The 11,877-nt window shown below is 65.6% G+C and carries 9 protein-coding genes and 1 pseudogene; 9 read left to right on the forward strand and 1 reads right to left on the reverse strand.

The window, feature by feature from the left end; genetic code table 11:
* The first annotated feature begins 202 nt into the window (after positions 1-202).
* A complete protein-coding gene (locus I6F38_RS14315; RefSeq protein WP_092078484.1) occupies positions 203-1,204 on the forward strand; it encodes an Hsp33 family molecular chaperone in 1,002 nt (333 codons plus the stop codon).
* Between the two features lie 111 nt (positions 1,205-1,315).
* On the opposite strand, the gene apaG is transcribed toward I6F38_RS14315, so the two are convergent.
* Positions 1,316-1,714: a Co2+/Mg2+ efflux protein ApaG gene (apaG, locus tag I6F38_RS14320; RefSeq protein WP_028333747.1), complete on the reverse strand. Its 399-nt coding sequence runs from the start codon at positions 1,712-1,714 to the stop codon at positions 1,316-1,318.
* Between the two features lie 273 nt (positions 1,715-1,987).
* On the opposite strand from apaG, the pseudogene I6F38_RS14325 reads away from it, so the two are divergent.
* From I6F38_RS14325 to I6F38_RS14360, 8 genes and pseudogenes are all read left to right on the forward strand, one after another.
* Positions 1,988-3,247: pseudogene (locus I6F38_RS14325) on the forward strand (OpgC domain-containing protein).
* A 14-nt stretch (positions 3,248-3,261) separates the two neighbouring features.
* Positions 3,262-4,026 (forward strand): SGNH/GDSL hydrolase family protein, encoded by a 765-nt coding sequence (locus tag I6F38_RS14330; protein ID WP_225160791.1) that lies wholly within the window; start codon positions 3,262-3,264, stop codon positions 4,024-4,026.
* 13 nt (positions 4,027-4,039) lie between these two features.
* Positions 4,040-5,038 (forward strand): SGNH/GDSL hydrolase family protein, encoded by a 999-nt coding sequence (locus tag I6F38_RS14335; protein WP_225160792.1) that lies wholly within the window; start codon positions 4,040-4,042, stop codon positions 5,036-5,038.
* Between the two features lie 364 nt (positions 5,039-5,402).
* Positions 5,403-6,905: a glycerol kinase GlpK gene (gene glpK / locus I6F38_RS14340; protein WP_225160793.1), complete on the forward strand. Its 1,503-nt coding sequence runs from the start codon at positions 5,403-5,405 to the stop codon at positions 6,903-6,905.
* Positions 6,906-7,082: 177 nt separating this feature from the next.
* Entirely contained in the window at positions 7,083-9,527 is a 2,445-nt protein-coding gene (locus tag I6F38_RS14345; RefSeq protein WP_225160794.1) for a penicillin acylase family protein, read from the forward strand.
* 385 nt (positions 9,528-9,912) lie between these two features.
* Entirely contained in the window at positions 9,913-10,170 is a 258-nt protein-coding gene (locus I6F38_RS14350) for a hypothetical protein (RefSeq protein ID WP_225160795.1), read from the forward strand.
* Positions 10,171-10,380: 210 nt separating this feature from the next.
* Positions 10,381-10,974, forward strand: a complete 594-nt coding sequence (locus tag I6F38_RS14355) for a GNAT family N-acetyltransferase (protein WP_225160796.1) — start codon at positions 10,381-10,383, stop codon at positions 10,972-10,974.
* 154 nt (positions 10,975-11,128) lie between these two features.
* Positions 11,129-11,755 (forward strand): glutathione S-transferase family protein, encoded by a 627-nt coding sequence (locus tag I6F38_RS14360; protein WP_225160797.1) that lies wholly within the window; start codon positions 11,129-11,131, stop codon positions 11,753-11,755.
* Positions 11,756-11,877: the final 122 nt, after the last annotated feature.

Genomic DNA, 11,877 nt, shown 5'->3' on the forward strand with positions numbered 1-11,877 from the left:
CGCAAAACTCGGCGGATGGACCGGCTACGCCTCCCACCGTCCACCTGGACCAATCACCTTCCACACCGGAATGGCCCGCTTCCAAATCCTCGCAAATGGCCCGACAAACGTGTAGATGCACTAGTGCTTTCGCAGGGACGACGGAGATATCCGCGTTAGTGAACCCCTTTATTTCATGGTCCGAGACCCCAGATAGAGCGCCATGGTTTCACAATCCCCCGACATCAAAATCACGCCCGAGGCGCCGGTTCGCGCGCCCTCAGCGGTTCCGGTCGACGATGCCGTGCTGGCCTTCGAGGTCGGCGCGCTGGACCTGCGCGGCCGGCTGACCCGGCTCGGCCCCGCGCTCGACGAGATCCTGCACAAGCACGACTATCCGCCCGCGGTCGGCAAGCTGCTCGGCGAGGCGATCGTGCTCACCACGCTGCTCGGCTCGTCGGTCAAGTTCGAGGGCCGCTTCATCCTGCAGACCCGGACCGACGGTCCGGTCTCGCTCCTGATCGTCGATTTCCAGGCGCCCGATCGGCTGCGCGCCTATGCGCGCTACGACGCATCGCGCCTCAAGAATGGCCAGAGCTCGGGCGAGCTGCTCGGCAAGGGCCACCTTGCGATGACCATCGATCAGGGCTCGAACACCAGCCGCTACCAGGGACTGGTCGCGCTCGACGGCGGCGGCCTGGAAGAGGCGGCCCACGAATATTTCCTGCGCTCGGAGCAGATTCCGACGCGGGTGCGGCTTGCGGTCGGCGAGGAGATGCGCGGCGGCGAGGGCGGCAAGCTGCGCTGGCGCGCCGGCGGCATCCTGCTGCAATTCCTGCCCAAGGCGCCCGAGCGCGCCAAGCAGGCCGATCTGCATCCCGGCGATGCGCCGGAAGGCACGGCCACGCATAGCGTGCCGGACGATGACGCCTGGGTCGAGGGCCAGTCGTTGATCTCGACCGTCGAGGACGTCGAGCTGATCGATCCCGATCTGTCCGGCGAGCGGCTGCTCTATCGCCTGTTCCACGAGCGCGGCGTGCGCGTCTTCAACCCGCAAACGCTGCGCGCGCAGTGCTCCTGCTCGCGCGACGCGGTGTCGTCGATGCTGAAGAGCTTTGCGCCGAACGACCGCGCCGAGATGGTCAAGGACGGCAAGGTCGTCGTGACCTGCGAGTTCTGCTCGTCGGTGTATGAATTCACGCCGCAGGAAGCCGGCGTGGAGTGACAGGCGACCTTCGTCATGGCCGGGCTCGACCCGGCCATCCATCATGGCAAAAGCGTTTTTGAAGCGATGGATCGCCGGGTCAAGCCCGGCGATGACGTGCATTGCTGCGCGTCAGTTCAGCACCCTTTTGCCGCCCGGGCTCGGGCTGTCCAGCGAGAATGTCGGCACGTCGATGTCGAAGCGCTCGCCGGCTTCGGTGACCATCTGATAGCTGCCGGTCATGAAGCCGGAGGCGGTCGGCAACGGCACGCCGCTCGTGTATTCGAAGCGCTCGCCGGGCGCGAGCACCGGCTGCTCGCCGACCACGCCCTCGCCGCGCACTTCCTGGCGGCGGCCGGTGGCGTCGGTGATGATCCAGTGCCGCGTCCGCAGCTGCACCGTTTCCGGGCCCGAATTGACGATCACGATCTTGTACGACCAGAAATATTCGCGCCGGTCGACCGACGAGCGCTCCGGCATGAAGTTCGGCTCGACGGTGACTTCGATCTGGCGGGTAACGGCGCGGTACATGCGGCTCAATCCGATGGTCCTGGCGCATGGTCCGTTTTCGACCGGATCATGCTCAAACAGGGCGCTATCATAGCCAATTGAACCGCCGGAACCAATCGCCTGCCAGGCCGCGAAAAGGCGGTCCAAGGGCGGTCCGTTCATCGCGGTTTCAACATAGTTCCGCTCTAAAGCGCGGCCGCATGCCGCCGCACTCCGTGCTTTGTCGGCAACTCGCGGACCGATATTATCTTTTCAGCACGGCGTGCGGGGCGTCCGCGGCCGACACGGTGTTTGATGAGCTCGATTGCCGATCCCATAGCCGGTTCGCCGGTGGCTGACGCCAAGACCGAAGTAAAGGCTGAGGCCGAGGCGAAGGTTGCTGCGCCCGCGATCACGCTGCCGGCGACCGGCGAGCGCGAGCTCCGCCTCGATCTGTTCCGCGGGCTCGCGCTGTGGCTGATCTTCATCGATCATCTGCCGACCAATCTTCTGACCTGGCTGACGATCCGCAATTACGGCTTCTCCGACGCCACCGAGATCTTCATCTTCATCTCCGGCTACACCGCGGCCTTCGTCTACGGCCGCGCGATGCTGGAGGGCGGCTTCGTGATCGCGACCGCGCGCATTCTGCGCCGGGTCTGGCAGATCTATGTCGCGCATGTGTTCCTGTTCACGATCTTCCTCGCCGAGATCTCCTATGTCGCGACCTCGTTCGAGAACCCACTTTACTCCGAAGAAATGGGGATCATGGACTTCCTCAAGCAGCCCGACGTCACCATCGTCCAGGCGCTGCTGCTGCGCTTCCGTCCCGTCAACATGGACGTGCTGCCGCTCTATATCGTGCTGATGCTGTTCCTGCCGCTGATCCTGTGGCTGATGAAATGGAAGCCCGATGTCACGCTCGGCCTCTCGGTCGTGCTCTACGCGCTGACCTGGCAGTTCGACCTCTATCTCTCGGCCTATCCGAACGGCTTCTGGGCGTTCAATCCGTTCGCCTGGCAATTGCTGTTCGTGTTCGGCGCCTGGTGCGCGCTCGGCGGCGCGCGGCGGATGTCGCGGATCCTGTCGTCGAACATCACGATGTGGATCTGCATCGTCTATCTGGTCGCGGCGTTCTTCGTGACGCTGACCTGGTACGTGCCGCAGCTCGGCCACATCATGCCGAAAGTGATCGAGCAATGGATGTATCCGATCAACAAGACCGACCTCGACGTGTTGCGGTTCGCGCACTTCCTGGCGCTCGCCGCGCTCACCGTGCGCTTCCTGCCCAAGGACTGGCCGGGGCTGAAATCGCCCTGGCTGCGACCTTTGATCCTGTGTGGCCAGCATTCGCTTGAGATATTCTGCCTCGGGGTCTTCCTCGCCTTCGCCGGTCACTTCGTGCTTGCCGAAGTATCTGGCGGTGCCGCACTGCACGCCTTGATCAGCGTCTGCGGCATCCTCATCATGTGCGGCATGGCGTGGATCATTTCGTAGTACAAACACTCCGCCGACAAAGGCGCCTCGAAAAAAGGCGCCGCCGGCAACGCCGATCTGGCGGGAGGGGGAGCATGAAGTCCGCGCGGACGATGCTGGGCCTGACGCTGCTCGCAGCCTGCCTGACGGCCGGTTTGGCGGCGGCGCCCGCGCGCGCCGGCGACACCGCGGAGCCGCCCCCGCCGCCGCCCTGCGACGTGCCCGCCTATCTGCTTTCGAGCGAGAGCTCGCTGCCCAAGGTCACCGACGCCATCAAGTCCAACCGGCCGCTCAACGTGCTGGTGGTCGGTAGCCGCTCCTCGACCATCCAGGGCAACGAGGCGAGCGCCTATCCGGCCACGCTGCAGGCGGCCCTGAAGGAAGCGTTGCCGTCGTCGACGATCGACCTATCCGTAGAATTACAGGGAAAGAGCACCGCCGAGGAGACCGCGGGAACTCTTGTTAAGCTTGTTGAAGCAAAAAAGCCTACTTTGGTTATCTGGCAGACCGGAACCGTCGATGCTATGCGAGCGGTCGATCCCGACGATTTCCGTACCGCCATCAACGAAGGCGTTGTTGCGTTGCGGGACGCCGGGACCGACGTGGTGCTGGTCAATCTGCAATACAGCCCGCGTACGGAGACGATGATCTCTGCGCCGCCCTATCTCGACAACATGAAGGTGGTGGCGCAGCAGCACGACGTTCCGCTGTTCGACCGGTTCGCGATTATGAAGCAGTGGAGCGACGCCGGATATTTTGACCTGTTCAGCACCTCGCATGGTGTCGATCTGGCCAAGAAGGTTCACGCCTGTCTCGGCCGCGCACTGGCGAAATTCGTGATCGATGCAGCCCATCTGGGCCCGGTGCAGCAGAATTAAGGAAGCAGAGTAAATGCGTTTTGCCTTCCCTTTTTGTGCTTCCGCAGGGCGGAGTCTGTGCGCCGTTGCGGCGCTGGCACTGCTCGCGCCGCTCGCGGTCGTGCCGTCGCGCGCGCAGACCGACCAGCATGCAGCGCTTTCGTCCGACGGCAAGACCGAGGCTGCAAAGCCTGATGCGACGCGGCCCGCTGCGACGGCCGATGCGACCGATCCGCCGCAACCCGGCGTCGCCGCGAAGGCGCTCGATAAGGTGAAGCAGGCCGCGAAATCCGCCAGCGACATCTTCCACCGCGTGCCCTGTCATCAGCCCAAGGGCGTGCCGAACAGCACCGGCTCGCTGCCGCATGTCGCGGCCAAGCTCGCCGCCGGCAAGCCGGTCGTGATCATCGCGTTCGGCTCGTCCTCGACCCAGGGCTATGGTTCGTCGGCGCCGGAATTCACCTATCCGAACCGGCTCGCCGGACAGTTGCGCCGGCAGTATCCGTCCGCCGACATTACCGTGCTCAATCGCGGCAAGGGCGGCGAGGACGCGCCCGAGATGATGAAGCGGCTGCAGACCGAAGTGATCGACGTCCATCCCGACATGGTGATCTGGCAGGTCGGCACCAACGCGGTGCTGCGCAACCTCGATCCGACCGAGACCGCCAAGCAGGTCGAGGACGGCGTGGCGCGCCTTCAGGCGTCCGGCGCCGACGTCGTGCTGGTCGATCCGCAATATTCGCCGCGCGTCACCGAGCGCCCCGAAAGCGCGCGCGGCATGGTGAAGCTGCTCGGCCGCATCGCGGCGCTGCGCCACGTCGGCATCTTCCCGCGCTTCGAGGTGATGCGCGACTGGCACGAGAAACAGGCGATCCCGATCAACGATTTCGTCATCGCCGACGGCCTGCACATGAACGACTGGGGCTACGCCTGCTTCGCCCAGCTGCTCGGCGACGACATCATCCGCTCGGTCGGCGCGATCAAGATCGGCGTCAACGTCCCCGCCGATGTGCGGACCTACCGGCCGATGTGATCGGGCTGCCCGGCCGCTCCAACCGTCATTGCGAGCGAAGCGAAGCAATCCATTCGTCCGTTTGCGCTGATGGATGGATTGCTTCGTCGCTTCGCTCCTCGCAATGACGGTTGAGGCGGTGCGCTCATTTCCATCACCGTCACCCTGAGGTGGCCGCTTCTTCAGCGGCCCTCGAAGGGTCGACGGCCCGACTTGGGGGGCCGTGCATCCTTCGAGGCTCGCTCCGCTCGCACCTCAGGATGACGGGACTGATACCCTCGCGGACTCTTGCCTCGACCACCCGGCCACGCCCGCCTCCAATCTTGACCTCGCCGCGGTAATCCGCTCCCTTGACGCCTGCACCCAAGCCTTAAGGGAAACGCTCATGTCTTTCGTGCTGGCCATCGATCAGGGCACCACATCGTCGCGCGCCATGGTGTTTCGCGGCGACATCTCCATCGCCGCCGTCGCGCAGCAGGAGTTTCCGCAGCATTTCCCCGCCTCCGGCTGGGTCGAGCACGAGCCGGAGGACATCTGGACCTCGACCGTGATGGTGTGCCGCGAGGCGCTGGAGAAGGCCGGCCTCAAGGCGAAGGACATCGCCGCGATCGGCATCACCAACCAGCGCGAGACCACCGTGGTGTGGGACCGCGCCACCGGACAGGCCGTGCACCGCGCCATCGTCTGGCAGGACCGCCGCACCGCCGACATCTGCGCAAAACTCAAGGCCGAGGGCCATGAGCCGGCGATTTCGGCCAAGACCGGCCTCATTATCGATCCTTATTTCTCGGGCACCAAAGTCGCCTGGATCCTCGATCACGTGCCGGGCGCGCGCGAGCGCGCCGAGCGCGGCGAGCTGCTGTTCGGCACCGTCGACTGCTATCTGCTGTGGCGGCTCACCGGCGGGAGAGTCCACGCCACCGACGCCACCAACGCCTCGCGCACGCTGCTGTTCAACATCCACACCGGCGCCTGGGACGACGACCTCGTCAACCTCTTGCGCGTGCCGCGCTCGATGCTTCCCGAGGTGAAGGATTCCTCCGCCCGGTTCGGCGAGAGCACCGCCGACCTGTTCGGCGGCCCGATCGCGATCTCCGGGATTGCCGGCGACCAGCAGGCCGCGACCATCGGCCAGGCCTGCTTCGAGCCCGGCATGATGAAGTCGACCTACGGCACCGGCTGCTTCGCGCTGCTCAACACCGGCACCACGCCGGTGGCCTCGAAGAACAAGCTGCTCACCACCATCGCGTACCAGCTCGGCGGCCAGCGCACCTACGCGCTCGAAGGTTCGATCTTCGTCGCCGGCAGCGCGGTGCAGTGGCTGCGCGACGGGCTCGGCATCATCAAGCACGCCGCCGAGACCGGGCCGCTTGCCGACAAGTCGGACAGCATGCAGAGCGTCTACCTCGTGCCCGCCTTCGTCGGCATGGGCGCGCCGTACTGGAATCCGCGCGTGCGCGGCGCGCTGTTCGGGCTGACCCGCAACACCGGCCCGGCCGAGCTCGCGCATGCGACGCTGGAGAGCGTGTGCTATCAGACCTTCGATCTGTGGGCCGCGATGCGCACCGACTGGCCGGAGGCCAATGCCGCCAACACCGTGCTGCGCGTCGACGGCGGCATGACCGCCTCGGACTGGACCATGCAGCGGCTCGCCGATCTGCTCAACGCCCCGGTCGACCGTCCCATGATCCAGGAGACCACGGCGTTAGGGGCCGCCTATCTCGCCGGTCTCGATGCCGGCGTCTATCCGGAGCCCGCGAAATTCGCCGACAATTGGCGGCTCGAGCACCGCTTCAGGCCGGCGATGAGCCAGGCGACGCGTGGGCGCAAGCTCGCCGGCTGGGCCCGCGCCGTGAAGGGCGTGCTGGCGAGCGACGAGGGGGAATGATGAACTGATGCTGCGGCAAGCTCGCTGCACCTCTCCCGCTAGCGGGGGAGGTCGCATTGCATCGGAGATGCAATGCGGGTGGAGGCTCTCTCCTCACCAAGCAAGCGGCGCCGCTGCGGCTGCCGCTCAATCTCGCCAAGTGTGCGCAACAATCAATAACAACCATCGGAGAACAACATGAACACGGATCTCAACCACGTCGCCAAGCTACTCACTGCCGCACTCTGCGCCGCAATACTTGTTGCACCCGCCACCGCGCGCGAGAAGCCGAGCCCGCTCGTCGCGGCGCGCGAGGTCAAGACCGACGTCGCCGGGCTGAAGGCGCCGGGGCAGATCCTGGTCGATGTCTGGGGCATCCCGCACATCTATGCCGGCAACGAGCACGACCTGTTCTTCCTGCAAGGCTTCAACGCCGCGCGCGATCGGCTCTGGCAGATCGATCTCTGGCGAAAGCGCGGGCTCGGCCTCTTGGCGAAGGATTTCGGCCCTGCCTATGCCGAGCAGGACAAGGCGCTGCGTCTGTTCCTCTATCGCGGCGACATGAATGCGGAATGGGCCGCCTATGGCCCGAAGGCGAAATCCTACGCGGAGGCGTTCGTCGCCGGCGTCAACGCCTATGTCGCCGACGTCCAGGCGGGCAAGCGCGCGTTGCCGATCGAGTTCAGGATCGCAGGCACGATGCCGGACCTGTGGTCGGCGGAGGATGTCGTGCGCGTCCGCAGCCATGGCCTGACCCGCAATGTCGCCTCCGAGGTGAAGCGCTCGCGGGTCGCCTGCGCTGCAGGCCTCGATGCCGATCGCTTCCGCGTCAAGCTGGAGCCCACCTGGACCACCAGGATCCCCGATGGGCTCGATCCCTGCAGCGTGCCGAAGGCGGTACTCGCCGCCTACGATCTTGCCACGCGGCCGGTGAAGTTCGCCGCGCCGAAGGACCAGAAGGCGGCGCTGGCGCATGATCCCGACACCTACCTCGCCGAGGCCGACCAGCAGCGCGACACCATCGGCTCCAACAACTGGGTGATCGCGGCATCGCGCACCGCGACCGGACGTCCGATCCTCGCCAACGATCCGCATCGCGCGCACTCGGTGCCGTCGCTGCGCTACATCGTCGGCCTCAACGCGCCCGGCATCTCCGTGATCGGTGCCGGCGAGCCTGCGCTGCCGGGCATCTCGATCGGCCACAACGACATCATCGCGTTCGGGCTGACCATCTTCAACGTCGATCAGGAAGACCTCTACGTCTACGAGCTCAACCCGGACAATCCGAACCAGTACCGCTACGGCAGCGGCTGGGAGGACATGCGGATCGTGCATGAGAAGGAAGCGGTGAAGGGCGAGGCCGACCGCGATCTCGAGCTGAAGTTCACCCGCCACGGCCCGGTGATCTTCGTCGACGCCGACAAGAAGCATGCGTTCGCCGTGCGCTCGATCTGGTTCGAGCCGGGCACCTCGGCCTATTTCGGCTCGTCCGACTACATGACCGCCAAGAATTGGAACGGCTTCCTCGGCGCGATGCGGCGCTGGGGCGCGCCGTCGGAGAACCAGGTCTATGCCGACACGTCAGGCAATATCGGCTGGGTCGCCGCCGGCAAGACGCCGCGCCGCGCCAGTTTCGACGGCCTGATGCCGGTGCCCGGCGACGGCCGCTACGAGTGGCAGGGCTTTCTGTCGCTCGACGAATTGCCGAAGCTGTACCAGCCGAAGCAGGGTTTCATCGCCACCGCCAACCAGATGAACCTGCCGGCGGATTATCCGGTGGGTGAGCGCAGGGTCGGATTCGAATGGGCCGACAGCGCGCGCTGGCAGCGCATCACCGAGGTGCTGCAGGCCAACAGCAAGGTGACGCTGGCGGACGCGATGGCGCTGCAGAACGACGACACCGGCATGCTCGCGCGGCGCCTCGTCGCGCTGCTGAAGCCGCTCACGTCGGATGATGCGAACGTCAGGAAGGGCCTCGATCTGCTCAAGGCGTGGGATGCGCGTGATGCGGCCGATAGCGCGGCCGCCGCGGTCTATGAGGTGTGGATCGCAAACCATCTCGGCCCGGTGCTGCTCAAGACCACCGCGCCGAAGGCGGCCGAGCTGATCGCGCCGGAGGCCTCCAGCATCTCAGCCATTGTCGGCTATCTCGAAAAGCCGGACGCGGCGCTCGGCACCGATCCCTCAACCGAGCGCGACCGCGTGCTGCGCGACAGTCTCGGCGAGGCGGTCGCCGATGTTGCCGACAAGCTCGGCCCCGATGCGTCGACCTGGCGCTGGGGCCGGCTGCATGTCGCGCAATTCAATCACGCGCTAATGCCGCTCGCCGACAAGGCGACCGCGGCGCAGATGGAGGTCGGCCCGCTCGCCTTCGGCGGCGCCGCCAACGTGCCGCGCGCCGCCACCTATCGCCGCTCCGACTATCATCTGATCTCCGGCGCTTCATTCCGCATGGTGCTCGATGTCGGCAATTGGGATGCGAGCCGCGCCGTCAACACGCCGGGCCAATCCGGCGATCCCTTCAGCGGCCACTACCGCGACCTCGCGCCGCTATGGGCGACGGGCCAGTACGTGCCGCTGCTCTACAGCCGCGGCGCCGTGGAAGCTGCAACTGCGGAAGCGATCACGCTGACGCCGAGGTGAGGGAGCGAGTACGTCTCATTGGCTGCGCCACAAACTCTAATGTCGTCCCGGGTCAACACTTGTCTCGCCGAACTCGAAGAGTGAAAGCGGAAGCGCGACCCGGGACTCATCGGTGCGAATGTTGACGCGGACTGTGACGGTCAGCCACTATTCACTTTGTGCCATCAACGCGGCGACGCATCTGGATCACTACAAGTTGACGTTTGCGATTTGCGCACGGACTTCCCGCGACGCTGTGCGCGGGCGTCCAAGAAGCGTCGGCGTCTGCCTGCTAGTCTGACCGATCGTGATCGCCGCCGGCCTGTGACGGTTCTCACATCCGGCGCGAGCACGCATTTTCTGGAAGCGATTGAAAGCTCAGCTGGTTACTTCACAGGAGCTGACCATGACGAAAACTATTCTTGTTTCGCTCGCAGTTGTTTGTCTGTCCACGGCGACACTCGCCGATGCACGCACGGCACAACACCGGACCCACCAGCGTCTCGTGATGGGTACCGCACTGAGTCCTGCCGTGCTCAATGCCAACGCCAGTCTCAATGGCGATGTCAGCGACCGCGCGATGCGCATGCGGAGCCTTCGCGAGTCCGGCTACAACCCGAAGAACGATTTCGACGCCAACGGCAACGTATGGGTCGGCAACTAACCGGGTACGGGAGGGCCTGGGGAGCCCTCCCTCAAAGCGCGTTCAAACTGGTTTATCCCGCTCGTTGGACCTGGCCGCTCGAATGAGCAGCGGCGGATGCGGCGGATTACCTCGTCTGCTTCTTCTGATCAGGCATTGCGCGCAGCGTTGCATTGCATCCGCGGCGACGTGCGGTTATGTCCCGCCGACAGCCTGCAAACAGAGGTCGCGATGCTGCTGCCCGACGGTTACTCCGACATCCCCCACGGCAAGATCGCTGCCGTCGTCACCCATCTGGAAATGACCGCGCGTCCGCCGCTGCGCGACGACCCGCCCGGCGCGTGGCGCCTGCGCAAGGTCGATCCGCCAGCGCTCGACTGGTATCGCGATATCTATCGCCGGGTCGGCGAGGAGTGGCTGTGGTTCACTCGCACCGGGCTCGATGATTCCGATCTCGCCTCGAGGATCCACGCCCCCGGCAACGAGCTCTACGGGCTGGCCGTCGACGGCCACGATGAGGGTCTGCTCGAGCTCGATTTCAGCGTGGCCGGCGAATGCCAGCTGCTCTATTTCGGCGTCACCGCAAAATTCATCGGCACCGGCGCCGCGCGCTTCCTGATGAACCGCGCGCTCGAGATTGCCTGGTCACGCGACGTCAGCCGCGTCTGGGTGCACACCTGCACCTTCGATCATCCCTCGGCCGTCGCGTTCTACCAGCGCTCCGGCTTCCGTCCGTTCCTGCGGCAGATCGAGGTGGCGGATGATCCGAGGCTCGACGGCAAATTGCCGCGCGATGCGGCGAGGCACGTGCCGGTGATTGCATAGCTCGCCTAACGGACCGGATCAGGATCCGGTTGCAATGCGGCGCGGCCCATCTACGATGGTGCAAAGTGCAACCCTTGTCCCCGGCGTGGCCGCACACTTCGAAAGCTCTGTTTTCGAGGCGCGGCTTGCTGCGGCATGACCGACGAGATGACAGATGTTTTTGATCGGCCAGTACGACTCGCCCTTTGTCCGCCGCACCGCGATCGCGCTGCGGCTCTATGGATTGCCGTTCGAGCACAAGCCGTGGTCGACCTTCGGCGATGCGGAGAAGGTTGCGGCTTACAATCCGGTGCGGCGGGTGCCGACGCTGGTGCTCGATGACGGCGAGGCACTGATCGAGAGCGGTGCGATCCTGGATTATCTCGACGAGCTGGTCGGGCCGGACAAGGCGATGATCGCGCGCTCGGGGCCGGAGCGGCGCAAGCATCTGCGCATCACGGCGCTGGCGACCGGGCTTGCCGACAAGGCGGTGAGTCTTGTCTATGAGCGCGTGCTGCGCAAGGAGCAGTTGAAGCTCTGGGTCGAGCGCTGCGAGGCGCAGATCGCGGGCGTGCTCGCGGTGCTGGAGCAGGAGCGCGCGGCGGTGCCGACGCCGTACTGGCTGGGCGATCGCATCGGCCATGCCGACGTCGCGGTGGCCTGCGCGCTGCGCTTCACCGGCGAGGCGCATCCGCATCTGTTCGACGCGCGCTATCCGGCGCTCAAGGCCCACGCCGCGCGCTGCGAGGCGCTGCCGCCGTTCCAGGAGATCGTGCAGCCGCTGGCGCCGCCGAGCGGTTAGTGGATAGCGCGACCCAGGCTGATTGACGTGCGCCCCTCGCGCGCGGATGTCGCGAGAGCGCGCGATTATGACTCACAAGCGGCACCACACATTTGCTGTCGACCCTGCGAAAGACGCGGGGA

The organism is Bradyrhizobium sp. BRP56, from assembly GCF_020194035.1.
Taxonomy (GTDB): Bacteria; Pseudomonadota; Alphaproteobacteria; order Rhizobiales; family Xanthobacteraceae; genus Bradyrhizobium; species Bradyrhizobium australafricanum.